General features: G+C 68.8%; 24 protein-coding genes. 8 read left to right on the forward strand and 16 right to left on the reverse strand.

Annotated elements, in window-relative coordinates:
* Positions 1 to 8 precede the first annotated feature (8 nt).
* From gyrB to mutM, 12 genes are all read right to left on the reverse strand, one after another.
* Positions 9 to 2,435: a DNA topoisomerase (ATP-hydrolyzing) subunit B gene (gene gyrB / locus Q0581_RS12865; RefSeq protein ID WP_298700853.1), complete on the reverse strand. Its 2,427-nt coding sequence runs from the start codon at positions 2,433 to 2,435 to the stop codon at positions 9 to 11.
* 138 nt (positions 2,436 to 2,573) lie between these two features.
* Positions 2,574 to 2,957, reverse strand: coding sequence for a type II toxin-antitoxin system RelE/ParE family toxin (locus Q0581_RS12870; protein ID WP_298700854.1), 384 nt, complete (start codon positions 2,955 to 2,957; stop codon positions 2,574 to 2,576).
* Positions 2,896 to 3,183: a type II toxin-antitoxin system ParD family antitoxin gene (locus Q0581_RS12875; RefSeq protein ID WP_298700855.1), complete on the reverse strand. Its 288-nt coding sequence runs from the start codon at positions 3,181 to 3,183 to the stop codon at positions 2,896 to 2,898. The genes Q0581_RS12870 and Q0581_RS12875 overlap by 62 nt, the downstream gene beginning before the upstream one ends.
* Positions 3,180 to 4,310: a DNA replication/repair protein RecF gene (gene recF, locus Q0581_RS12880; RefSeq protein WP_298700910.1), complete on the reverse strand. Its 1,131-nt coding sequence runs from the start codon at positions 4,308 to 4,310 to the stop codon at positions 3,180 to 3,182. The genes Q0581_RS12875 and recF overlap by 4 nt, the downstream gene beginning before the upstream one ends.
* Before the next feature lie 54 nt (positions 4,311 to 4,364).
* Positions 4,365 to 4,871, reverse strand: coding sequence for a hypothetical protein (locus tag Q0581_RS12885; RefSeq protein ID WP_298700856.1), 507 nt, complete (start codon positions 4,869 to 4,871; stop codon positions 4,365 to 4,367).
* A gap of 7 nt (positions 4,872 to 4,878) precedes the next feature.
* Positions 4,879 to 5,997, reverse strand: coding sequence for a DNA polymerase III subunit beta (gene dnaN, locus Q0581_RS12890; RefSeq protein WP_298700857.1), 1,119 nt, complete (start codon positions 5,995 to 5,997; stop codon positions 4,879 to 4,881).
* A gap of 90 nt (positions 5,998 to 6,087) precedes the next feature.
* Positions 6,088 to 6,426, reverse strand: coding sequence for a hypothetical protein (locus Q0581_RS12895; protein ID WP_298700858.1), 339 nt, complete (start codon positions 6,424 to 6,426; stop codon positions 6,088 to 6,090).
* A gap of 7 nt (positions 6,427 to 6,433) precedes the next feature.
* The gene (dnaA, locus tag Q0581_RS12900) at positions 6,434 to 7,840 is read right to left on the reverse strand and encodes a chromosomal replication initiator protein DnaA (protein ID WP_298700859.1); all 1,407 of its coding nucleotides are present in this window, start codon (positions 7,838 to 7,840) and stop codon (positions 6,434 to 6,436) included.
* Between the two features lie 477 nt (positions 7,841 to 8,317).
* Complete coding sequence (rpsT, locus tag Q0581_RS12905; RefSeq protein ID WP_298700860.1) at positions 8,318 to 8,587, reverse strand: 30S ribosomal protein S20; 270 nt, start codon at positions 8,585 to 8,587, stop codon at positions 8,318 to 8,320.
* 226 nt (positions 8,588 to 8,813) lie between these two features.
* The gene (locus Q0581_RS12910; protein WP_298700861.1) at positions 8,814 to 9,602 is read right to left on the reverse strand and encodes an enoyl-CoA hydratase-related protein; all 789 of its coding nucleotides are present in this window, start codon (positions 9,600 to 9,602) and stop codon (positions 8,814 to 8,816) included.
* Positions 9,603 to 9,658: 56 nt separating this feature from the next.
* The gene (locus tag Q0581_RS12915) at positions 9,659 to 10,108 is read right to left on the reverse strand and encodes a hypothetical protein (RefSeq protein WP_298700862.1); all 450 of its coding nucleotides are present in this window, start codon (positions 10,106 to 10,108) and stop codon (positions 9,659 to 9,661) included.
* A 15-nt stretch (positions 10,109 to 10,123) separates the two neighbouring features.
* Positions 10,124 to 10,987 carry a bifunctional DNA-formamidopyrimidine glycosylase/DNA-(apurinic or apyrimidinic site) lyase gene (gene mutM, locus Q0581_RS12920; RefSeq protein ID WP_298700863.1) on the reverse strand — a complete coding sequence of 288 codons (864 nt, stop codon included), beginning with the start codon at positions 10,985 to 10,987 and terminating at the stop codon, positions 10,124 to 10,126.
* Positions 10,988 to 11,153: 166 nt separating this feature from the next.
* On the opposite strand from mutM, the gene Q0581_RS12925 reads away from it, so the two are divergent.
* Positions 11,154 to 11,921, forward strand: coding sequence for a phosphatase PAP2 family protein (locus tag Q0581_RS12925; RefSeq protein ID WP_298700864.1), 768 nt, complete (start codon positions 11,154 to 11,156; stop codon positions 11,919 to 11,921).
* A gap of 44 nt (positions 11,922 to 11,965) precedes the next feature.
* Positions 11,966 to 12,691 carry a class I SAM-dependent methyltransferase gene (locus Q0581_RS12930; RefSeq protein ID WP_298700865.1) on the forward strand — a complete coding sequence of 242 codons (726 nt, stop codon included), beginning with the start codon at positions 11,966 to 11,968 and terminating at the stop codon, positions 12,689 to 12,691.
* Here the strand turns inward: Q0581_RS12930 and Q0581_RS12935 are convergent.
* Both Q0581_RS12935 and Q0581_RS12940 read right to left on the reverse strand, forming a co-directional pair.
* Positions 12,688 to 13,794, reverse strand: a complete 1,107-nt coding sequence (locus tag Q0581_RS12935; RefSeq protein WP_298700866.1) for a methyltransferase domain-containing protein — start codon at positions 13,792 to 13,794, stop codon at positions 12,688 to 12,690. The genes Q0581_RS12930 and Q0581_RS12935 overlap by 4 nt on opposite strands.
* Complete coding sequence (locus tag Q0581_RS12940; RefSeq protein ID WP_298700867.1) at positions 13,791 to 14,870, reverse strand: sugar phosphate nucleotidyltransferase; 1,080 nt, start codon at positions 14,868 to 14,870, stop codon at positions 13,791 to 13,793. Before Q0581_RS12940 ends, Q0581_RS12935 begins: the two co-directional genes overlap by 4 nt.
* A gap of 144 nt (positions 14,871 to 15,014) precedes the next feature.
* Between Q0581_RS12940 and Q0581_RS12945 the strand changes: the two genes are divergently transcribed.
* Positions 15,015 to 15,836: a hypothetical protein gene (locus Q0581_RS12945; RefSeq protein ID WP_298700868.1), complete on the forward strand. Its 822-nt coding sequence runs from the start codon at positions 15,015 to 15,017 to the stop codon at positions 15,834 to 15,836.
* A gap of 8 nt (positions 15,837 to 15,844) precedes the next feature.
* Here the strand turns inward: Q0581_RS12945 and Q0581_RS12950 are convergent, their stop codons facing one another.
* Complete coding sequence (locus Q0581_RS12950) at positions 15,845 to 16,105, reverse strand: hypothetical protein (RefSeq protein WP_298700869.1); 261 nt, start codon at positions 16,103 to 16,105, stop codon at positions 15,845 to 15,847.
* Here Q0581_RS12950 and argB point away from each other — a divergent pair.
* The 5 genes from argB (at position 16,104) to Q0581_RS12975 (ending at position 21,286) form a co-directional block, all read left to right on the forward strand.
* The gene (gene argB, locus Q0581_RS12955) at positions 16,104 to 17,030 is read left to right on the forward strand and encodes an acetylglutamate kinase (RefSeq protein ID WP_298700870.1); all 927 of its coding nucleotides are present in this window, start codon (positions 16,104 to 16,106) and stop codon (positions 17,028 to 17,030) included. The genes Q0581_RS12950 and argB overlap by 2 nt on opposite strands.
* Positions 17,027 to 17,707: a pyrimidine 5'-nucleotidase gene (locus Q0581_RS12960; RefSeq protein WP_298700871.1), complete on the forward strand. Its 681-nt coding sequence runs from the start codon at positions 17,027 to 17,029 to the stop codon at positions 17,705 to 17,707. The genes argB and Q0581_RS12960 overlap by 4 nt, the downstream gene beginning before the upstream one ends.
* Complete coding sequence (gene dapD / locus Q0581_RS12965) at positions 17,704 to 18,564, forward strand: 2,3,4,5-tetrahydropyridine-2,6-dicarboxylate N-succinyltransferase (protein ID WP_298700872.1); 861 nt, start codon at positions 17,704 to 17,706, stop codon at positions 18,562 to 18,564. Before Q0581_RS12960 ends, dapD begins: the two co-directional genes overlap by 4 nt.
* A 70-nt stretch (positions 18,565 to 18,634) precedes the next feature.
* Entirely contained in the window at positions 18,635 to 20,137 is a 1,503-nt protein-coding gene (locus Q0581_RS12970; protein WP_298700873.1) for a CoA-acylating methylmalonate-semialdehyde dehydrogenase, read from the forward strand.
* Positions 20,138 to 20,404: 267 nt separating this feature from the next.
* On the forward strand, positions 20,405 to 21,286 hold the full coding sequence (locus Q0581_RS12975; protein WP_298700874.1) for a hypothetical protein: 882 nt from the start codon (positions 20,405 to 20,407) through the stop codon (positions 21,284 to 21,286).
* On the opposite strand, the gene Q0581_RS12980 is transcribed toward Q0581_RS12975, so the two are convergent.
* Positions 21,283 to 22,455 carry a class V aminotransferase gene (locus Q0581_RS12980; protein WP_298700875.1) on the reverse strand — a complete coding sequence of 391 codons (1,173 nt, stop codon included), beginning with the start codon at positions 22,453 to 22,455 and terminating at the stop codon, positions 21,283 to 21,285. The two genes, Q0581_RS12975 and Q0581_RS12980, sit on opposite strands and share 4 nt — an antisense overlap.
* Positions 22,456 to 22,532 lie beyond the last annotated feature (77 nt).

Consider the following 22,532-nt stretch of genomic DNA (forward strand, 5'->3'; position numbering starts at 1 on the left):
GGACGCCTTTAGGCGTCCACGGCCGCGTCCAGGGCGTTCTCCTGGATGAACTCGCGGCGCGGTTCGACCACATCGCCCATCAGCTTGGCGAACAGATCGTCGGCGTCGTCGGCGTGGTCCACCTTGACCTGCAACAGGGTGCGGGCGTTGGCGTCCAGCGTCGTCTCCCACAGCTGTTCGGGGTTCATCTCGCCCAGGCCCTTGTAGCGCTGGATGGTCAGGCCCTTCTTGCCGGCGTCCAGCACGGCGTTCAGCAGGTCGATCGGACCACGAATGGTCACCGACTTGTCCTTGCGGCGGAACACGGCCGGGGCGTCGAACACCCCGTCGAAGCCCACCGCCCGTTCGGCCAGGCGCCGCGCGTCCAGCGAACGGATCAGCGTCTCTTCCAGCACGATGCGCTCGGTCACCGCCCGGCGCGACCGGGCGAAGGCGATCGCGCCCTGGGCCGCCGTCTCGCCCGCCCAGGGGCCGTCGCCCTCTTCGGCATACAGGTTCAGGCGGGCCGCCGCGCGGGCCGCATCGCCGCCCTCTTCGGCGAACAGTCCGGCCAGGGCCGCCTGTTCGATGGCGAAGGCCGGGGCCCGCTGGCTGAGGCGATCAACACCGGCGCGGAAGGCCTTGGCCTCGCGCACCAGGGCCTGCAGATCCATGCCGGTGCGACGTTCGCCCGAGGGCAGGTCCAGCTCGGCCTCGGACACACCCTCTTCGATCAGATAGGCGTCCATGTCCGCCTGATCCTTCAGATAGCGGTGCTGCTTGCCCTTCATCACCTTGTAGAGCGGCGGCTGGGCGATGAAGACATGCCCGCGCTCGATCAGTTCCGGCATCTGGCGATAGAAGAAGGTCAGCAGCAGCGTGCGGATGTGGGCGCCGTCCACGTCGGCGTCGGCCATCAGAATGATCTTGTGATAGCGCAGCTTGTCGGCGTTGAAGTCGTCGCGCCCGATGCCCGTGCCCAGGGCCAGGATCAGGGTGCCGATCAGGTCCGACGACAGCATGCGGTCGAACCGCGCCCGCTCGACGTTCAGGATCTTGCCGCGCAGGGGCAGGACCGCCTGGTTCTCGCGGTTGCGCGCCTGTTTGGCGCTGCCGCCGGCGCTGTCGCCCTCGACGATGAACAGTTCGGACTTGGCCGGATCGCGTTCCTGACAATCGGCCAGCTTGCCCGGCAGGCTGCTGATCTCCAGCGCCGACTTGCGCCGGGTCAGTTCGCGGGCCTTGCGCGCCGCCTCGCGCGCGGCGGCGGCCTCGACGATCTTGGAGACGATCATCTTGGCCTCGACCGGATGCTCCTCGAACCATTGGGCCAGGCCTTCCTGGCACAGGCCCTCGACCGCCGGGCGCACTTCGGACGAGACCAGCTTGTCCTTGGTCTGGCTCGAAAATTTCGGATCGGGCACCTTGACCGACAGCACGCAGGTCAGGCCCTCGCGCGCGTCTTCGCCGGTGACGCTGACCTTCTCCTTCTTGGCGGCGCCGGCCTGGTCGATATAGCCGCCCATGACCCGCGTCAGGGCCGCCCGGAAGGCTGACAGGTGCGTGCCCCCATCCCGTTGCGGGATGTTGTTGGTGAAGCACAGCATGGTCTCGTGGTAGCCGTCGTTCCACCACAGGGCCAGATCCAGTTCGATCCCGTCCTTCAGGCCGCGAATGACGATGACGTCCTTCAGGATCGGCGACTTGGACTTGTCCAGGTGGCGCACGAAGGCCTCGACCCCGCCCTCATAGTGCAAAATCTCCTCGAACGGTTCGGCCCCGCGATGGTCGGCCAGGCGAATGCGCACGCCCGAGTTCAGGAAGGCCAGCTCCCGCAGGCGGTGCTCCAGCGTCTTCAGGTCGAAATCGATGTGGCTGAAGGTCGTCAGCGACGGGAAGAAGGTGACCTGGGTGCCGGTCAGCGGCTGGCCCGCCTTGTCGCCCGTCTCGCGGATCGGCGCCGTGCCGGTGACCTCCAGAGATTTGGCCGTGTCGCCGCGCTCAAAGCGCATCTCGTGCACCTGGCCGTCGCGGAAGATCTTCAGCGTCAGCCAGTCCGACAGGGCGTTGACCACCGAAACGCCCACGCCGTGCAGGCCGCCGGACACCTTGTAGCTGTTCTGGTCGAACTTACCGCCGGCGTGCAGCTGGGTCATGATGACCTCGGCAGCCGAAACGCCTTCTTCGGCGTGGATGGCGGTGGGAATGCCGCGCCCGTTGTCGGTGACGGTGACCGAACCGTCGGCGTTCAGGATCACCTCGACCAGATCGGCGTGCCCGGCCAGAGCCTCGTCGATGGCGTTGTCCACCACCTCATAGACCATGTGGTGCAGGCCCGAACCGTCGTCGGTGTCGCCGATATACATGCCCGGCCGTTTGCGAACGGCATCCAGCCCTTTGAGAACCTTGATGGAATCGGCGCCGTATTCGGGCGAGGCGGCGGTTTCGTCGGTCATGAAATCGTCGGTCAAAGGTCCCGCGTCGGGACGGCCAGGGGCGGCGATCAGGCCGCACGAATCGACACCGGAAACCCCGGCGCCGAACGCCTCGAAATATAGGAAATCCGGGCCGAAATTGCGAGCCGAAAGGGGGGGCTAGTCCACGTCGTCCATCAAGGCGTTCGGCACGTCCCGATGTCCGTGCAGGAAGCGCACGATTTCGACCCCGGCGTCGCCGTCCAGATAGAGGACCTGATACGGAAAACCCGCGACCTTCCAGACGCGCAAGCCGTCCATCGCCATCTGTCGGCCAAGGTCAGGCGCGCCTATGCTTGGCGCATCCGCGATCAGGGCATGGGCGTCCTCGACCGCGTCGAGAAATCGCTGGGCGATCCCTGGGCCGGCCTCCAGCAGATATCGGTCCAACGCCTCGTCGAATTCCGCATCGGCCCTGGGCCGGATGAAAAGGATTTGCCGCTCATCCGGCCTTCTTGATCGCCTGCCTGATGCGCGCCCGCTTGCCCTCGAACCAGGCCTCATCCATCGGGATGGTCGGGCCGGACTCCAGTCCTTCCTGAACCAGCGCCCGCAGCTTGGCGACCGCATGCGCCTTGCGCACCAGCGAGCGGATGTATTCGCTGCTGGTCATGAAGCTGTGTTCCGCGACCTGCTGGTCAATGAATTCCTTCAGCTCGTCGGGCAGGGAGATGTTCATCGTGGCCATGCGGCCAGGATGCGCGCCATGGCAAGAAATGGCAAGGATCACCCGGCCTGGAACGCCCCGCCCGCCACCTGAACGAACTGGGCCCGGCCTTCCAGCGCCTCGAACAGGGGCCGTTCGGTACCGGTCAGGACGGCGGGCAAACCCAGGGCCGCGATCTCGTCGAACAGGGCCGCGCGCCGGCCGGCGTCCAGATGCGCCGGCGCCTCGTCCAGCAGCAGGACGGGGGCCGCCGCCTGATCCTTCAACCGCGTCGCCTGGGCCAGGATCAGGTTCAGGGCCAGGGCCTTCTGCTCGCCTGACGACCCCTCGGCGGCGGGGCGGTTCTTCTCGCGGTGCAGGGCGGTCAGGTCGCTGCGGTGCGGCCCATACAGCGACCGCCCGGCCGCCGCGTCGCGGCCCCGGCTGCGCGCCAGGCCCTCGCCGATCACCGCGATCAGGTCCGCTTCGTCAGCGCCCTCGCCCGCCATCCGCTCGGCCTCGCCGTACAGGCCCAGATCGGCCTGGGGAAACGGCCGGTCCGCCCGCGCGTCGATGGCCGCCTGCAGGGCCGTCAGCGCCCCGGCCCGCGCGGTCGCTGCCCGCGCGCCCGCCTCGGCCAGACGTTGCTCCAGCGCATCCAGCCACAACGGGTCCGCGGCCCGGCCTTCGGCCCCTTCGGTCAGCAGCCGCAGACGTTCGCGCAGCGCCTTCTCATAGGCGGCCACCGTCGCCGCATGATCGGGGTCCGCCGCGAACACCAGCCGGTCGAAGAATTTCAGCCGCGCGGCCCGCGCGTCGGAAAACAGCCGGTCCTGCTCCGGCGTCGCCCAGACGGGCCGCAGGAAGTCCAAGAGCCTCCCCGGCTGGGCCGTCTCGCCGTCGATCCGCACCACCCGCCGCGCCGCGCCCGCCGCCTGCACGCCCGTGCCCAGCCTCGCCTCGCCGTCCCCCGTCTCCAGCGTCAGGGCCACGGCCCAGGCCCGCCCGACCGCCTCGCCCGGCTCCCGCCGCCCGATCTCGGCCGCCGTCGCCCCGCGCAAGCCCTTGCCGGGCGTGAACAGGCTTAAGCCCTCCAACACATTGGTCTTGCCCGCCCCATTGGCCCCGAACAGCACCAGCGGCTGACCCGTCAGCGCCAGCGACGCCCCGGCGTAGGAGCGGAAGTCGGTGAGGGTCAACGCCGCAATCATGCCTCCACGCATACTGGCGACCCTATCGCTTGATAAGAGGGCGTCGCTGCGATCTCAGCTATAGCGGCGGCGCCAGTCTTCCATCAAAGCCACCATCTCCTCAGGCGACCGGCCCAGATAGGTCGGCAGACTGCCGTCGATATCGCCCACGAGGCGGACCAGGCGTGAGGTCATTCCATCCCTGTGTTCAGAGTCCGGCTTCAATCGCCATGCGGGTTGCGGCGGAACCTCGCCATGTCCATCCGCGTCGGGCGGGCTGGAGAACACGACAAAGGCCTCTACGTCGCTCCAAGCCACAAGGCCGACAGGGATCATGCCCTCGATGGCGAACCCTTCGGGCGTCAGAACGAGGCGCGACGGACGAAACGTCTGGATCAGGGCGGCTATGGCGCCCAGCCCCAGCGCCAGAACGCCGATCCAGCTCCAGGCCGCCGTCCAGCCGTCATCGGTCATGCCGATGACCCACAAGCCGACAGCCAAGGCGGCCAACAGAACCGCCAGAACCAGCAGCAGCTTCAGCCGCGATGCGACCAGGACCAGACGTTCAGGATTTGCGGGCAAGACCCGATCACACCCTCAGCGGCATCAGCACATACTGGACGCCCGGATCGCCCGGATCCAGCACCAGGGTCGGCGAGGCCGGGTCGGCGAATTTGAACATGGCCGTCTCGCCGGTGATCTGGCCGGCCACGTCCAGCAGATAGCGGGCGTTGAAGCCGATCTCGAACGGCTCCTCGGAATAGCCGATCTCGACCTCTTCCTCGGCCTGACCGGCCTCCATGTTGCGTACGGTCAGCTTCACCCGGTCGTTGTCGAAGGCCAGTTTCACCGACCGGCTCTTCTCGGCCGAGATGGTGGCCACGCGATCGACGGCCGAGGCGAAGACGGCGTTGTCGATGTCGGCCTGTTTGTCATTGCCCTTGGGAATGACGCGCAGATAGTCGGGGAAGGCGCCGTCGATCACCTTGGACGTCAGGGACGCCTCGCCGAACTCGAAACGGATCTTCTGGGCCGAGACCTGGACCTCGACCGGGCCCGAACCGTCGTCCAGCAGGCGGCGGACCTGATCCACCGTCTTGCGCGGCACGATGACGCCGGGACCGCCGGCCGCGCCTTCGGGCGCCGGGGTTTCGGCCAGGGCCAGACGGTGGCCGTCGGTGGCCACGGCGCGTAGCAGCGGCACGCCGCCTTCGGCCACCGTGTGCAGATAAAGGCCGTTCAGATAGTAGCGCGTCTCCTCGGTCGAGACGGCGAAGCGGGTCTTGTCGATCAGGCGGGCCAGATCGTCCTTGGCCAGGCTGAAACGCACGCCCGAGGCGTCGGCCGACATGACCGGGAAGTCGCCGGCCGGCAGGACCGGCAGGTTGAATTTCGACCGCCCCGCCGACACCACCAGCCGCGGATCGTCGCCCGAATAGGTCAGCGACACCTCAGCCCCGTCGGGCAGTTTGCGCACGATTTCATACAGGGTGTGGGCCGGGGCCGTGATCTGGCCCTCGACATTCACCTGGGCCTCGGCCTCGTCGACCATCTCCATGTCCAGGTCGGTCGCGGCGAACGACAGGCGGTCGCGTCCGGCGCTGAGCAGCACATTGGACAGGATCGGAATGGTGTTGCGGCGTTCGACCACGCTCTGCACATGGCCCAGGGCCTTCAGGAGCGCGGATCGTTCGATGGTCAGCTGCATGTGTCGTCTTCGCCCGTGCCGACGACTCAAAACCGTCGCCGTATATTAAGGGCCTAGGACACTAGCGGATTGGGCGCAGGGGGCAACGGGTCAGGTCTCGCCCAATTCGGTTAGCCACAGACGCGCCCGCCTGGGTTCGCCCGGAATATTGTCTCCGCGCAGCCCGCGTTCATGCATCAGACGCTGATGCAGCGGGAAGGCTTCGGCCACGCCCAGGGTCAAACGGAGGCTCGCGATCCGGTCGCCCAGGGCCTCCAAGGCTTCGGCTTCCGGCGGCCGCAGGCGCGCCATGACCGGATCGGCGGGATCAACGTCGTTCAGCAGGCCCCAACGCCCGGCGGCGCAGGCGCGCAGGGCCGGTATCAGAAGGCTCCGATATTCCGCCTCCAGCGCCGCCAGCCGGATCTCGGTCCGATCATGGCGGCTCACGACGCCATCAGCCCCGCAGCTTGCGCGTCAGCGCCTCGACGTCGCGCGCGATCTGTTCGTCGGCGGCCATCAGCTCCTCGATCTTGCGCACGCCGTGCAGGACCGTGGTGTGGTCGCGCCCGCCGAAACGGCGGCCGATGTCGGGATAGGAGCGGGTCGTGTGCTGTTTGCACAGATACATGGCGATCTGGCGCGGGCGGGCGACCGAGCGGGTGCGCCGTTCGCTCAGCAGATCGGCCTGCTTCAGGGCGAAATGCTCGGCCACCGTCTTCTGAATCTCGTCGACCGTGATGCGGCGCTCCGGCCCGCCGCGCAGGGCGGCGCCCAGCAGGGCCTGGGCTTCCTCGACCGTCACGTCCGACAGGCGGCGCCCGACGGCGGCGGCCAGGGTGTTCACCGCGCCTTCCAGCTCGCGCATCGAGCCGGGGGTGCGGTCCACCAGACGATCCAGAACCTCGGGCTGGGCCTCGCCGGTCACCACGCCCAGGCCGGCCAGGGCCGACAGGCGGTTGCGGGCCACGGCGATCTTCAGGTCGCGGCCGCCCGGCTCGATCGGGCAGGTCAGGCCGGCGGCCAGGTGGCTGCGCAGGCGCGGCTCGATCTCGCTCATGGCCGTGGGCGGGCGGTCGCCCGACAGGACGATGCGTTTGCCGTCCTCGATCAGGGCCGTCAGGGTGGACAGCAGTTCTTCCTGAGTGCTGGCCTTGCCGCCCACGAACTGCACATCGTCCAGCAGCAGCATGTCGGCGCCGCGCAGGCTTTCCTTGAAGGCGGCGGTGGCCCGGTCCTGCATCGCCTTGACGAAGGTCGACAGGAAACGCTCGGCCGTCAGATAGACCACCTTGGCGTCGGGGCGCAGGCGCTGGGCCTCCCAGGCGATGGCGTTCAGCAGGTGGGTCTTGCCGTAGCCATAGGGGCCGCAGAAGAAGATCGGGTTGAAATGGCCGTCGGCCCAGCTGGCCGTCTGGCGCGCGATGGCCAGGGCGAAGGCGTTGCTGTCGCCCTGAACGAAGCTGTCGAAGGTCAGCCGGTCCTGCAGGCCCGCCGCGCGCACGGCGCGGGCGCCGTCGGTGACCGGGGCCGAGATCGGGCCAGACAGGGCCATCGGCTGAAGGCCCGCGGGCGCGGCGGCGGCCATGGCGGCGGCCGGCGGGGCCGACCCCACCTCGGCCCGGCAGCGCACGTCCAGCCGGCGGTTCAGGCCGTCCAGGCCCAGCCACAGCTCGTTCATGCGGCGCAGGGCGTTCTTGCGCACCCAGTCGCGGGCATAGGCGGTGGGCGTGACCAGCACCAGCTGGCCGGCGCCGTCCACGCGCACGGCGGACGGGGCGATATAGGAGCTGAAGGGCCCTTCGCCGATCTCGGCGCGCAGGCGCGTGGCGGCCTCGCTCCAGATGCGGTCGGGATCCGTCATTCCAGACATCGCCGTAGCCCCCGTCATGGTCACCCGCCCTCCAGCGCAGAAAGTCATCCAACCGAACCGACGCGCCTTCGAGGACCGATCCGCCGGGGACGACTTCTCCTGTCCGGCGAAACGGGTTTCGCCGGCGGGGCCGTACTCTCGAACAGACAATCCCCCGCGACGCGAAACATCGTTCCGCGCCGTCTTCATCCGTAGGAGGATGGAAGGGCGTTAGAGGCTCAACTTACGCCCGGCGGGAGAGCGGTCAACGCAGATTCTCGACCTGATTCGAAGTTAAATTTGTTGACTCCGGTAAAGCCCCCGACGGCTTGGGAAAATGTCTCTTTCGCCACATTGGCGAGTACGATTTTCAGGTCGAGCGCTTAGACGCGGATGTGCGAACGGCGAGGGAGCCGATGCGCCCTCGCCGTTGAAATCATTCGACTTTCATGTGACCGGCCGGTGAAGGCCCGTCCGCAGGCGGCCGGATCAGGCGGCGGCCATTTTCTTCAGCTGAGCCGCCAGACGCGACACCTTGCGCGAGCCGGTGTTCTTGTGAACCACGCCCTTGGAGACGGCGCGCATCAGTTCCGACTGGGCCTCGACGAAGGCGGTCTTGGCGGCCGCCTGGTCGCCGCCCGAAACGGCTTCCTGGAACTTACGCAGGAAGGTGCGGACGCGCGTACGGCGCGCCTTGTTCACTTCGGTGCGGGCTTCGATCTTGCGGATCGCTTTGCGGGCGCCGGGGTTGTTGGCCATCAGTCAAACCTTCGAACGGAAAACGCCGTAGACCACACGTCCACGGCGCAGAAATCTCAAGAGCGCGCGGCTATAGCGGAATGGGGCGCGGGGATCAAGGGTCGGAAGAAGGTCGTAGGTCTTAGGCAGAAGGCAGTAGGCAGTAGGAGGTTGCGGCTCTGACCGTGGCGGGTGTTCGCAGGCGGGGCCGCATCGTCCCTACTGCCTAAGACCTACTGCCTACCGCCTACCTGCCTTTGAACGCCGGCTTCCGCTTCTCGACGAAGGCCGCCATGCCTTCCTTCTGGTCCTCGAAGGCGAACAGGCTGTGGAACAGACGGCGCTCGAACTGGACCCCTTGCGTCAGGGTGGTCTCCAGGGCGGCGTTGATCATCTCCTTGTTGGCCATGATCGCCAGCGGGCTTTGCGCCGCGATGCGGGCGGCGATCTTGCGCGCCTCGTCCATCAGGGTGTCGTGCGGGAAGACGCGGCTGGCCAGCCCCGCCCGTTCCGCCTCGGCCGCGTCCATCATCCGAGCGGTCAGAACCATGTCCATGGCCTTGGACTTGCCGACCAGGCGGGTCAGCCGCTGCGACCCGCCGATGCCCGGCGCCACGCCCAGGTTGATCTCCGGCTGGCCGAACTTGGCCTTGTCCGAGGCGATGATGAAGTCGCACAGCATGGCCAGTTCGCACCCGCCGCCCAGGGCGAAGCCGTTGACCGCGGCGATGATCGGCTTCCTGAACCGCGTGATCCGGTCGTGGCCCAGGGCGAAGAAATTGCCAGAATACATCTGGGCGTAGGTCTGGTCGGCCATCTCCTTGATGTCGGCGCCGGCCGCGAACGCCTTGTCGCCCGAGCCGGTCAGGATCAGGCAGCGGACGCTGTCGTCCTGCTCCACCGCATCCAGAAAGGCCGCCAGATCGGCGAACAGGGCCGAGTTCAGGGCGTTCAGCGCCTCGGGCCGGTTCAGCGTCACCACCGCATAGCCGTCGGCGTGCCGTTCGATCAGCAGGGTGTCATAGGCGTCGGTCATGGGGGCCTCCTGTTTCGCGCGCCCGGTCTAGCGGCTCGTGGGCGGCGGGGAAACCGTCAGCCGCGCGGCATCAGCGCCAGGGTCAGGCCGGCGCGGGTCAGTTCGGCGATCACCACCATGGCCAAAAGGGCGTTGGCCAGCACCGCCTGGCCACGCGCGGCGCCCAGACCCAGGTCCGCCCCCATGCCTGCCGCGATCGCCAGCACCGCCGCCGCCAGCAGGACCAGGCCGACCAGCAGCATCAGCGCCACATGCCCGGCCTTCAGCGCGGCCATCAGGGTGGGGCCGTCGTCCAGCGCCCGCATGCGTCGCCGCAACAGCCAGGCGACCGCGCCGCTCAGCACCGTCTCGGCCACCAGCACCACCGCCAGAGCGCCCACGAACCAATAGACCAGCCCGCCCACGTCTCCGTCCCGAACGGCCAGGGCGACGCGCGCGAAATAGGCGCCCCAGACCAGAACGCCGACCAGCAGGCTGATCCAAAGATGAAGGCGGCGACGGTTCACGGTCTGATCCCTTTGTCAGGCCTTCTGGCAGGTCGGGCAGAAGAAGGTCGACCGACCGCCCTGCACGATCCGCGCCACCGCGCCGCCGCAAGCCGCGCCGCGGCACGGCTGGCCCTCGCGGCCATAGACGTCGAAATTGTGCTGGAAATAGCCCTGACCGCCCTCGGCGTTGGCGAAGTCGCGCAAGGTGGACCCGCCCGCCGTGATGGCGTCGTTCAGCACGTCGCGGATGGCGACCACCAGTCGTTCCAGCTTCGGCCGAGACACCGCGCCCGCCGCCGTCAGGGGCGAAATCCCCGCCCGATACAGCGCCTCGCACACATAGATGTTGCCCAGGCCCGCCACGATCCTCTGGTCCAGCAGGCTGACCTTGACGTTCTGCCTGCGCCCCTCGAACGCCTGCGCCAGATGCGCGGCCGAAAAGCCGTTGCCCAGCGGCTCCGGTCCCAGGCTCGAGAACCAGGGATGGGCCGAAACCGCATCGGTGGGGATCAGTCCCATGAAGCCGAACCGGCGCGCATCGGCATAGCCGACCCGCGTGGTCGCCGCCGTCGTTGCGGCGCACAGGCTGAGGTGTTCGTGCTTGGCGCCGATGGGGGCGTCGTCCTCGAACTCGCCCACCTCCTGACCGTCCAGGGTGAAGCGGCCGGTCATGCCCAGGTGGGTCACCCAGGTTTCGCCGGTCGACAGCGGGAACAGCAGATATTTGGCCCGCCGGTCCAGCCGCAGAACCGTGGCCCCGTCCAGCCGTTCGGTGAACCGCTCGGGAAAGGGAAAGCGCAGGTCCGGCCGGTTCTGGCGCACGCGGCCCAGCCGGGCGCCCGTCAGAACAGGCTCCAGGCCCCGGCGCACGGTTTCGACTTCGGGAAGCTCGGGCATGGCGTCGATCTAGCGCCTTCATCAACCCGCGCCAAACCCGGGACGGGCACGGACGGGATTTGACCGATCGGTCGCCGGAGTCTCGCACGGCCTAAACGGAACGGTGGTCGGGACGTCATTCAGACGCGCCAACCTGTCGGCACGCCACCGGGGGGTAGCGACCGACATGACCACCACGCCGATTGACGCGGCGGCCGCCGCGCGACCGTTCCGCCTGCCGCGCGCGGGGGCGCCGCTTCTGGCCCTGTGCGCCGTCGCGGGCTTCAGCGCGCTTTTCGTCCTGTTTCCACAGATCGACATCGCCGTCAGCGGCCTGTTCCACGATCCAGCCCAGGGGTTCGCGGCGTCGCACATGCCGGGGCTGAAGCTGCTGCGCAAAAGCTCGACCTGGGTGATGGCCGTTTTGCTGGGCCTGGCGCTTTGGCGGCTGTGCCGGGCCTGTCGCGGCGCGGCGGGATCGCGGCTCGGCGTCATGCGGCCGGCCCTGTGCGTCATGGCCGGGCTGGCGTTGGGGCCGGGACTGCTGGTCAATGCGGTGCTGAAGGAATGGTGGGGCCGGCCGCGTCCGATCCAGGTCGATCTGTTCGGCGGCGACGCCCCCTTCGCCGCCGCCTGGCGCATCACCGACGCCTGCGCCAGCAACTGCTCCTTCGTCTCGGGCGAGGCCTCCTCGGCAGCCTGGATGGCCGGGGCGGTGCTGATCCTGGCGCCGGGGCGCATCCTGCTGGCGTCGGGCGTGGCGTTGTATGGGGCGGCCCTGTCGTTGAACCGGCTGGCCTTCGGCGGGCATTTCCTGTCGGACATCCTGCTGGCCTGGGCCATGACGGGACTGGTTCTGGCGATCCTGCACCGGCTGACGGTCGCCGAAGCCGGGCGAGGCCACGTCGGTGATTTCCGCGCCCGCTTTCTTGCCTCGACGGCGCCCAGAGCCTAGGCAGGGCCGTCGCCGGGGGGCGGCAAGGCCTGTCGGAGGATCACATGTCGCTGAGGGAAACGGACGCCGACTGGGCCATCCTGGGCGATGACGAACCCTTCTTCGGCGTGCTGACCCACGAGAAATTCCTGCGCCGCAACCTGACCCCCGAAACCCTGGCCGAGTTCTGGGCCTCGGGCGAGGAGGAGATCCAGTATCTGCGCCGCGTGCTGGTGCGCCATTTCGGAGAGTTCGAGGCCGGGCACGCCGTCGATTTCGGCTGTGGCGTCGGGCGGCTGGCGCGGGCGCTGGCCCAGGTGGCGGACCGGGTGACCGGCGTGGACGTCTCGCCCGGCATGCTGGCCGAGGCCAACCGCCACCGCCTGGCCAACATCACCTATGTCGACCGGCTGACGGACCAGCGGTTCGACTGGATCAATTCGGTCATCGTGTTCCAGCATATTCCGCCGCCGCGTGGATACGCCCTGTTCGCCGACCTGCTGGGCCGGCTGAACCCCGGCGGGGTGCTGTCGGTGCAGTTCACCCTGTTCAAGGACGAGACCTTCATCGGCCATGCGCTGCAGACCGCCCGCCGCGCGGCCTGGGACGGCGAGACCCTGAGGGTGCTGGACGAGGCGCCGCATCCGCCCGGCGCCATGATGATGTACGACTATGACCTGAACCGTCTGATGGCCATGATGACCGACCACGGGATCGAGCAGGTCCTGCTGGAGCACACCAACCACGGCGGCTGCCACGGCGCGCGCATCTTCGGGCGCAAGGTCGGTTAGTCGACGGCCGTGAAGGCGTAGACGGTGGCGTAATGGCTATCGCTGCTGGGGTGTTTGACGCCCTGGAATCCGGCCCGCGCGAACAGATCGAACAGATAGGGCTCCTGGAACCCCAGCTCCATCCAGCCCCTCTGGCGCATGATGGCCACGTTCTCGGCGTCCATCCGCACGCCCCAGGCATAGGGCGTGATCGGGTCGTCGGTCGGCAGAATCGGCTCGCCGCCCAACAGGATGCGCCCGCCGGGTTTCAGCAGGGTCTTCAGCTTCGGCAGGACGGCGTGAACGTCCAGGCAGTGATGGAAGCTCTCGTAGAAATAGATCAGGTCATAGGCCGCCGCCTGACCGGCCGGATTGTCGCCAAAGGCGCCGACATGGGCCTTCAGCTCGACCTGATACCGCGCCGCCAGCTGGTCCACCGCCGCACAGAAGGCGGGGTTCACATCGACCGTATCCACCCGCACGCCGGTGCGGGCGAAGGCCAGGGCGATCTGGCCGAAACCGGCGCCGTATTCCAGCGCCCGGTCGCCGGCGCGCAGATCGGCCAGCTTCAGCAACCGGCCCATGCCCATCAGGTGATCGCCGGCGATGGCGCTGCTGCGGGTGGCGTAGAAGGCGGGGCGCAGAACGGCGTCCATGGCCCCGATCTCGGGGGTGTCCTCGTCGCTGGCGGCGTCATAGTCGGCCCGGCCGGTGATGCGCGACCACAGGGCCAGCTGCTGCGCCCGATGCTCGGGTCCGTCGGGGTCCAGGTCCAGGCGGAAACCTTCGGGCAGGCGGAACACCGCGCGCTTGACCGCCGGGGCCCAGGCCGGGTCGTTCAAGGCGGTCCAGGCGGCGTCGATCTGATCCAGGTCCAGCAGGGGCCGGGGGCCGGTCAGCAGCCACTGACGATGCTCTTCGCTGTCTCGGAAGGCGGCGCACAGATCGTCGAAATCCAGCCCCTGGGCCACACGTTCGGTCCAATAGGCCAGGCCGCCTTCGTCCGCTTCGCGCCCCAGAAAAGCGTCGTAGCACAGGGCCACATCCGACGGCTGGGCCGGCGCCGCATCCGGCGCGGCGCGACGGGCGCGCAGGGCCTGGGCCGAGGGCGACAGGCCGATCATTGCAGGGTTCCGGCAGGGCCTGCAGGAACCGCATCCTCGACATCGAAATCCAGCCGTCCGGGCGCCACCGCCTTCAGCGCCTCGACCACGCCCTTGACGTCCTGGGCGCGGTTCAGGTCGCAGACCAGCACGGCGTCCTTCTCGACGATGATGGCCAGGTCGCGCACGCCGACGGCGGCGACCACCATGCCTTCGGGCGCGCGGATCAGGCAGTTCTCGCCGTCCAGCACCAGCTGGGTTCCGGCCGAGCCGGCGCCGGTGGCGGCGATGGCGTCCCAGGCGCCCAGGTCGGACCATTCGAAATCCACCTCCAGCACGCTGGCGGCGTCGGTCTTCTCCATGACCGCATAGTCGATGGAGATCTTGGGCGCGGCGCGGAAGACGTCGGTCAGGGCGGTGGCCTCGCCGTCCGGCAGGGCGGCCTGGGCGGCGGCCAGAACCTGGGGCGCATGGCGGTTCAGCTGATCCACCAGAGTGGCGGCCGAGACGATGAAATTGCCGCTGTTCCACAGATAGCCGGCGCCGATATAGGCCTCGGCCGTCGCCGCATCCGGCTTTTCGACAAAGGCGTCCACGGCGCTGAGGCCCCGCCCGGCCGGCTTGATATAGCCATAGGCCGACGACGGATCGCGCGGCCGCACCCCCAGGGTCACGATGCGGGCGGCCGCGGTCGCCGCCTCGGCCGCCTCGCGCACGGCGCGGCGGAAGGCGTCATGGTCGGGGATGAAATGGTCCGAGGCGACGAAGGCGGCCACGCCCTGCGGATCGCGCGCGGCGATCCAGGCGGCGGCGGCGGCCATGGCCGGGGCGGAATCGCGCGGTTCCGGCTCCAGCAGCACGGTCGCCTCGACGCCCAGATCGGCCAGCTGACGGTCGATCCAGCCGGCATGGGCGACGCCCGCCACCACCACCAGACGCCCGGCGCCGGACGCCAGGGGCGCGCATCGGGCCACCGTCTCCTGGAACAGCGAGCGTTCGCCCACCAGGGCCAGGAACTGCTTGGGCCGCGACGGGCGCGAGGCGGGCCACAGACGGGCGCCGGCGCCGCCGCACATGATGACGGGATAAAGAGCCATCCGGCCTTCTACTCCACCTGGCATATCGGGCGAAAGACGATGACGCCCCATGGGCGTGTTGCACGGCCGGCCCACGTCTGCGATCAGGCGGGACGCACGGGGTCTCACTCAGGGGCCTCACTTAAGGGGCGCGCGGGAGGACCCATGACCGAGCGGACGGCCTATGTGGTGCTGGGCATGCACCGCAGCGGAACCTCGTCGGTCGCCGGCACGCTGGCGCTGCTGGGCGCCGCCGCGCCGCGCACCCTGATGGGCCCGGCCCAGGATAATCCCAAGGGCTTCTGGGAAAGCCAGGTGGTCACCGCCTTCAACGACCGGCTGCTGGCGACGGCGGGGTCGGCGTGGGACGACTGGCGCGCGCTTGATGCGACGGTTCTGGCCGATCCCGCCTGGGCCGAGGAGGCCGGACGGGTGCTGGCGGGCGAGTTCGGCGACGCCCCGGCCGTGGTGCTGAAAGACCCGCGCCTGTGTCGCTTCTTCCCCTTCTGGCGCCGGGCGCTGGAGACGGCGGGATACGCCCCGGTCATCGTCATGCCCGTGCGCGACCCGCGCGAGGTCGCCGCCAGCCTGAACGCCCGCAACGGCATGGCCCCGGCGCGGGGCCTGCGCCTGTGGCTGCGGCATGTGCTGGAGGCGGAACGGTCCAGCCGGGGCCTGCCGCGTCATCTGATGGGCTGGGACGACTTCATGGCCGACTGGCGCGGACAGGTCGCGTCGATGGCCCAGCGCCTGGGCCGACCGCTGGCCCCGACACCGGATCAGGCGGCGGCGGTGGACGCCTTTCTCAGCCCCGAACTGCGGCGTCAGGACGCCGGGGCCGCCCGCGCGCCCGATCTGGTCGCGCGCGTTCATGCCGTCCTGCTAGACCTGGCCCGTCATGGCGAGCACGCCGACCTGCACAGGTTGCTGGACGCCCTGCATGCCGAATTCCAGCGCGCCGGGGCTCTGTTCCCCGACGCCGATTAGGACGCGGGTCAGCCGCCGCCCGTCCGGCCCACGGCCTTGCCGGTCCCTTCGCAGACCGGACAGGTTTCGCCGGTCGGCAGGACGGCCGCCCCCTGGCATTCGGGACACAGGGTGGCGTCCACATGCTGCAGGCTGGCCGGGTCCGTCGGGTCGGACGGCGTCAGGTCGCGGTCGTCGATCTCGGTTTCCTTCATGCCGAAGTGAACGGCCCGGAACCGCCCCGGTTTCATCGTGACTTCGCCATCGGGCGGCGCTATCGCACCGATCATGGAAGAGACCGAACGCCAATCCGAGGAACGGGGCTGGGCGACCGCGCGGACGCTGGCCGAGGCCCTGCCCTATATCCAGGTCTATGACCGCGAGACCGTGGTCATCAAATACGGCGGCCACGCCATGGGCGAAAGCGCCGTGGCGCGCCAGTTCGCGGCCGATGTGGTGCTGCTGAAGCTGATGGGCGTGAACCCTGTCGTGGTCCACGGCGGCGGCCCGCAGATCAGCGCCATGCTGGACAAGGCGGGGGTGAAATCCAGCTTCGTGGACGGCCTGCGCGTCACCGACGCCGACACCATGCAGGTGGCCGAGATGGTCCTGTCGGGCGCCGTGAACAAGGAGATCGCCCACTGGATCACCGTGGCGGGCAAGGAGGCCGATGTGCGCGGCGTCGGCCTGTCGGGCAAGGACGCCGGCCTGCTGACGGTCGAAAAGACCAAGCGCACCCGCCGCGACCCGGACAGCATGATCGAACATGAGGTCGATCTGGGCTTCGTCGGCGAACCGACCAAGGTGGACGCCAAGCTGATCGAGCGGCTGATCGTGTCCGACGCCGACTGGGTGCCGGTGATCGCTCCGATCGGGGTGGCCGAGGATGGCCAGACCTTCAACGTCAACGCCGACACCGTGGCCGGGGCCGTCGCGGGCGCCCTGAACGCCAAGCGCATGCTGCTGCTGACCGATGTGCCGGGGGTGCGCGGCGCCGACGGCCAGATCATCCGCCAGATGACGATCAATGACGCGCAGGCGCTGATCGACACGGGCGTGGCCACCGGCGGCATGATCCCCAAGCTGGAGACCGCCATGGCCGCCGTGCGCGCGGGCGTCGAGGCCGTGGTCATCCTGGACGGGCGCCGCCCCCACGCCATGCTGGTCGAGCTGTTCACCGAACACGGCGCAGGCACACTGGTGAAGGCGTCTTGATCGACCTGTCGCCCCCCCGTCTGGATCACGTTACGGCCTGGGTGTTCGACATGGACGACACCCTGTACCCGCGCGAGCAGGGGCTGATGAATCTGGTTCAGGCGCGGATCAACGCCTATGTCGTCGAGGCCGTGGGCCTGGACCCCGACAGCGCCCGTGTACTGCAGCGCCAGTTCCTGGACGAGCACGGCACCACCCTGGCCGGGCTGATGGCCAACTACACCATCGACGCCGACCATTTCCTGCATGACGTCCACGATGTGCCGATGGATTCGCTGGAGCCCAACCCCCGCCTGGCCGAACAGCTGATGCGCCTGCCGGGCCGCCGCTTCGTCTTCACCAATGGCGCGCGCGACTATGCCCACCGCGTTCTGGCCCGCCTGGGGGTGAGCGACTGTTTCGAGGGGGTCTTCGCCATCGAGGACGGCGATCTGACGCCCAAGCCCGCGCCGTCCGCCTATCGCCGGATGATCGAACGCTTCGGCTTCGAGCCGCGCCAGGCGGCGATGTTCGAGGACACGCCCCGCAATCTGGAGGCCGCCAAGGCCCTGGGCATGGCCACCGTCCTGATCGGCGACGGCCACGGCAAGGTGATCGGCGACCATGTCGACCACGTCGCCCCCGACCTTCTGGATTTCCTGACCGACCTTTCCCTGCCTGAGGACGCCGCCGCATGACCGATATCGCTCGCCTGGAATCCGTCATCGAGACCGCCTGGGACGGTCGCGCCGACCTGTCGCCCGCGACCCAGGGCGAGGCGCGCCACGCCGTCGAACAGGCCCTGGCCCTGCTGGATTCGGGCCAGGCGCGGGTCGCCTCGCGCGGCGCCGACGGCGTCTGGACCACGCATCAGTGGCTGAAGAAGGCGGTGCTGCTGTCTTTCCGCCTGAACGACAATCATCGCATGGCGGGGCCGGTCGATGTCTTCATGGGACTAAGCGATCCCACGCCCGGTCCCTATTGGGACAAGGTTCCCGGCAAATGGTCGCGCTGGACCGAGGCCGATTTCGAAAAGGCCGGCTTCCGGGCGGTTCCGGGCGCGGTGGCGCGCCAGGGCGCCTTCATCGGCCGCAACGTCGTGCTGATGCCCAGCTTCGTGAATATCGGCGCCTATGTGGACGAAGGCTCCATGGTCGACGCCTGGGCCACGGTCGGCAGTTGCGCCCAGATCGGCAAGAATGTGCACCTGTCCGGCGGTGCCGGGATCGGCGGGGTGCTGGAACCCTTGCAGGCCAATCCGACCATCATCGAGGACGGCTGTTTTATCGGCGCCCGCGCCGAGGTGGCCGAGGGCGTGATCGTGCGCGAAGGCGCCGTCCTGGCCATGGGGGTCTATCTGTCGGCTTCGACCAAGATCGTGGACCGGGCGACGGGCGAGGTGTTCCGCGGCGAGGTGCCGGCGTATTCGGTCGTGGTGCCCGGCTCCCTGCCCGATCCGAACGGCGGCCCCAGCCTGTATTGCGCCGTCATCGTCAAACGCGTGGACGCCCAGACCCGCGCCAAGACCGGCGTCAACGAACTGCTGCGGGACTAGCCCCCGAACAGACGCGGGTCTAAACCGCGCCCAACAAGAACACGTCCGTTTCCAGGGAGGACGCTCGATCATGCGCGACATCAACCATTTCATCGACGGCGCGGGCTTCACCGGCGCCTCGGGCCGGTTCTCGGACGTGTTCGACCCCAACACCGGCGCCGTCCAGGCGCGGGTGCAACTGGCCACGGCGGCCGAGGTGGATCGCGCGGTCCAGTCGGCGCAAGCCGCCTTCGAAGGCTGGTCGTCCACCAATCCCCAGCGCCGCGCGCGGGTGATGTTCGAGTTCAAGCGCCTGGTCGAGGCGAACATGGACGAGCTGGCGGCCCTGCTGTCGTCGGAACACGGCAAGGTCATCGCCGACAGCAAGGGCGACATCCAGCGCGGGCTGGAGGTGATCGAGTTCGCCTGCGGCATCCCCCATGCGCTGAAGGGCGAATACACCTGGGGCGCCGGGCCGGGCATCGACGTCTATTCGATGCGCCAGCCGCTGGGCGTCGTGTCGGGCATCACCCCGTTCAACTTCCCGGCCATGATCCCGATGTGGATGTTCGGCGTGGCCATCGCCGTGGGCAACACCTTCATCCTGAAGCCGTCCGAGCGTGATCCGTCCGTGCCGGTGCGCCTGGCCGAACTGATGATGGAGGCGGGAGCGCCCGCCGGGGTGCTGAACGTGGTGCATGGCGACAAGACGGCGGTGGACGCCATCCTGACCCATCCGCTGGTTCATGCCGTCAGCTTCGTCGGTTCGTCCGACATCGCCCACTATGTCTATCAGACCGGCGCGGCCAACCATAAGCGGGTCCAGGCCATGGGCGGGGCCAAGAACCACGGCATCGTCCTGCCCGACGCCGACATGGACCAGGTGATCAAGGATCTGTCGGGCGCCGCCTATGGCTCGGCCGGCGAACGCTGCATGGCCCTGCCGGTCGTGGTGCCGGTCGGCAAGAAAACCGCCGACGAGCTGCGCGAACGCATGGTCGCCGAGATTCCGAAGATGAAGGTCGGCGTTTCGACCGACGCCGAGGCCCACTATGGCCCGGTGGTCACCGCCGCCCACAAGGCCCGCGTCGAAGGCTGGATCGCCAAGGGCGTGGAAGAGGGCGCCGAACTGGTGGTCGACGGGCGCGGCTTCACCCTGCAGGGCCACGAGAACGGCTATTTCGTCGGCCCGTCGCTGTTCGACCATGTGAAGCCGGGCATGACCTCGTATCACGAGGAGATCTTCGGCCCGGTGCTGCAGATCGTGCGCGCCGAGACCTTCGAGGAGGCCCTGGCCCTGCCCAGCCAGCACCAGTACGGCAACGGCGTCGCCATCTTCACCCAGAACGGCCGCGCGGCCCGCGACTTCGCCGCCCGCGTCAATGTCGGCATGGTCGGCATCAATGTGCCGATCCCGGTGCCGGTGGCCTATCACACCTTCGGCGGCTGGAAGCGGTCGGCCTTTGGCGACATCAACCAGCACGGGATGGAGGGCGTCCGCTTCTGGACCAAGACCAAGACCGTCACCGCCCGCTGGCCCGACAGCGCGCTGGAGCATGCCGACAGCAGTTTCGTCATTCCGACCATGCGGTAGGATGAGGGTTCATCCCTCTCCCGCTTGCGGGAGAGGTGGCCCGTTGATCGCGTAGCGATCCAGGGTCGGAGAGGGGAGTCTTCTTTCCTTGGACTTCCCCCATCGTCATGCGTCTCGCTGCGCTCGACGACATGACACTTCCCCCGCAAGCGGGAGAAGGATTTCCGGGGCGAAACCTTCGCCTGTTGGACGTGATGTCTTCGGAACAACGCTTTTTGGTGCTAGGCGTTAACCCCTGCGAACGGTGAAGCTGGAGGGCGCGCGCCCATGCGTCGGTTTTTCGTCTGGTCGGCCCTGGCGGCCCTGATCGGCCTGATCCTGGCGGGCGGGGGCTATTGGGCCTACTGGAATTTCTACGCCCGCTTCCAGCCGGTGACGATCACCCGTCACCAGGCCGAGATCCAGCGCCTGCTGGACGAGGCGTCGTGGGTGTCGGGCGGCGGCGGCGGCCAGCCCCTCTATGTCGTCGGCTACCGCGACAGCGCCGCGACCCAGGCCTATGAGCAGGAAGAAGGCCCCAAGCTGCGCGCCGCCGGGGTCGAGACGCGCGTCATCCTGTTCGCCCGGGAGGACCGCGAGGGTCTGACCCAATCCACCGCCGCCGAACGCGCCACCATCGCCGAGCTGTGGCTGAGCCGCGACTGGACCCTTTATCAACGCTGGACCGCCACCCCCAGCCGCGACTGGACCGCCGCCGGGGTTCCGGCCGCCGACGGCAATCTGGCCCGCTCGGCCGTGGTCGAGGCCAGCCGCCAGTTCACCGACCGCCTGGGCGGCCTGTTGCGCAGCGCGGGCGTCGAGACGCGCTATCCGCTGATCGTCTGGCGCGACCGCCAGGGGTTCCTGAAGGCCTGCGCCTGCACCGACAAGCGCTCCTGGGCCTTCATCCGCGATGATCTGGATGCGCCCGACAGCGTGGATGCGGCCGTGATCGATCCCGACGCCGCGCCGCCCTTCGTCGCGCCCGGCGACGGCAGCCCCGAAAGCCTGCCCTATCCGACCCTGGCGCCTGTCGCGCCGGGCGTCGCGGCTGAAGGCGCAACCGCCCCGGTCGATCCGGTGGTGACGCCCGCCCCGCGCCCGTCCGCGCCGCCGACCCCTCGCGCCCCGCCCGAGGCGAAGAAGCAGGACGACACAACCTTCTTCTAGGGTTTGATCGTCTCGGCGCAGAGGGCGATCAGCCGTTCCACGTCCGCCGCGTCCTGATAAGGGCCGAAGCCGAAACGGATCACGTCGTCGCGCACGTCGGTGACGACGTTCGCCGCCAGCAGGGCCTTCTGCCAGTCGCCGGCCCGCGCATGGCGGAACGCCAGATAGCGCGCCCGCGACCGCCCGTCGTCGATCACGGGGTTCAGCAGCGTCGCCTGTTCCAGACCACCCGCACGACCGTCGCGCACCGCCTGCTGGAACGCGGTCATCAGCTCGCGCGCCTGGGCGGCCATCCCGGCCGTGGTCAGACCGTTCTGCGCCATCATCCGCCGCACGGCGTTGAAACGGTACAGCGCCGTGACATCGAAGGTCGCGCCCCAGAACCGGCCGCCGTCGGCGCGATAGCCGACCCCGCCGGGCGGGCCTTCCAGATCGCCGAACTCGGCGAACCAGCCGGAGACGACGGGCCGGGGGCAGAAGCCGGGCGGGGAATGCAGGAAACAGCACCCTTCGCCCGCCATGGCGTATTTGTAGCCACCGGCCAGATAGAAGACCCGGTCCGCCACCGCCGACAGATCGGTCGGTGTGGCCATGAAGCCGTGATAGCCGTCGATCACCACCCACGGCCCGGCCGGATCGGCCAGATCCGCCAGCGCCGGGATCGCTCCGAACGCCTGGCCCGTGCGGAAGAAGACCTGGCTGACCAGGATGATGTCGTGCCCCCCGGCCTGCGCCGCCGCGACAAAGCGGTCATCGAAGGTGTCGAACGGCGCCAGCGGCACGCGGGTAACCACCGCCTCGCCGGTTTCTTCCCAGCGCTGGGACTGGCGGCGGAAAGAATGGAATTCGCCGTCGGTGGACAGAATCCGCACCGGCTTGCGCTCCACGCCCGACACCAGCCGCACCAGGAAGTCATGGGTGTTGGGCGAAAAGACCAGACTGTTCGGATCGGGCAGGCCCAGCTCGGCCGCCACATGACCTTGCGCTTCCGGCACGACGTCGCCGAACACCAGATCCCATTTGCGGTCGGCGTGACGGTTGGCGTCGTCCCAGGCGGCGCCTTGCGCCTCATAGGCGACGTCGGGCCACAGATGGTGGCTGTGGGCGGCGAAATGCAGCCGGCCGGGCGCGAGGTTCAGCGCGCGCGAGAACAGGGCTTTGACGGTCATGCGACAGCCTTAGCCTGTCCCGCCCCGGTCGTCATCGCCGCCCGCGCTCAAGCCGCGAGCGACCGTGTCGCGAGGGT

The sequence above is a fragment of the uncultured Brevundimonas sp. genome (assembly GCF_937863155.1).
Lineage (GTDB): Bacteria > Pseudomonadota > Alphaproteobacteria > Caulobacterales > Caulobacteraceae > Brevundimonas.

Bases quoted from the DNA above. Each gene is read 5' to 3' on its own strand.
- Q0581_RS12935 (WP_298700866.1), bottom strand. From the start codon at position 13,794: ATGATCGGCCTGTCGCCCTCGGCCCAGGCCCTGCGCGCCCGTCGCGCC.
- Q0581_RS12870 (WP_298700854.1), bottom strand. From the start codon at position 2,957: ATGAGGCCTGGTTCGAGGGCAAGCGGGCGCGCATCAGGCAGGCGATCA.
- mutM (WP_298700863.1), bottom strand. From the start codon at position 10,987: ATGCCCGAGCTTCCCGAAGTCGAAACCGTGCGCCGGGGCCTGGAGCCT.
- dnaA (WP_298700859.1), bottom strand. From the start codon at position 7,840: ATGACGGATCCCGACCGCATCTGGAGCGAGGCCGCCACGCGCCTGCGC.
- Q0581_RS12945 (WP_298700868.1), top strand. From the start codon at position 15,015: ATGACCGAGCGGACGGCCTATGTGGTGCTGGGCATGCACCGCAGCGGA.
- dapD (WP_298700872.1), top strand. From the start codon at position 17,704: ATGACCGATATCGCTCGCCTGGAATCCGTCATCGAGACCGCCTGGGAC.
- rpsT (WP_298700860.1), bottom strand. From the start codon at position 8,587: ATGGCCAACAACCCCGGCGCCCGCAAAGCGATCCGCAAGATCGAAGCC.
- Q0581_RS12980 (WP_298700875.1), bottom strand. From the start codon at position 22,455: ATGACCGTCAAAGCCCTGTTCTCGCGCGCGCTGAACCTCGCGCCCGGC.
- argB (WP_298700870.1), top strand. From the start codon at position 16,104: ATGGAAGAGACCGAACGCCAATCCGAGGAACGGGGCTGGGCGACCGCG.
- Q0581_RS12910 (WP_298700861.1), bottom strand. From the start codon at position 9,602: ATGACCGACGCCTATGACACCCTGCTGATCGAACGGCACGCCGACGGC.
- Q0581_RS12940 (WP_298700867.1), bottom strand. From the start codon at position 14,870: ATGGCTCTTTATCCCGTCATCATGTGCGGCGGCGCCGGCGCCCGTCTG.
- Q0581_RS12950 (WP_298700869.1), bottom strand. From the start codon at position 16,105: ATGATCGGTGCGATAGCGCCGCCCGATGGCGAAGTCACGATGAAACCG.
- Q0581_RS12930 (WP_298700865.1), top strand. From the start codon at position 11,966: ATGTCGCTGAGGGAAACGGACGCCGACTGGGCCATCCTGGGCGATGAC.
- recF (WP_298700910.1), bottom strand. From the start codon at position 4,310: ATGATTGCGGCGTTGACCCTCACCGACTTCCGCTCCTACGCCGGGGCG.
- gyrB (WP_298700853.1), bottom strand. From the start codon at position 2,435: ATGACCGACGAAACCGCCGCCTCGCCCGAATACGGCGCCGATTCCATC.
- Q0581_RS12925 (WP_298700864.1), top strand. From the start codon at position 11,154: ATGACCACCACGCCGATTGACGCGGCGGCCGCCGCGCGACCGTTCCGC.
- Q0581_RS12970 (WP_298700873.1), top strand. From the start codon at position 18,635: ATGCGCGACATCAACCATTTCATCGACGGCGCGGGCTTCACCGGCGCC.
- Q0581_RS12975 (WP_298700874.1), top strand. From the start codon at position 20,405: ATGCGTCGGTTTTTCGTCTGGTCGGCCCTGGCGGCCCTGATCGGCCTG.
- dnaN (WP_298700857.1), bottom strand. From the start codon at position 5,997: ATGCAGCTGACCATCGAACGATCCGCGCTCCTGAAGGCCCTGGGCCAT.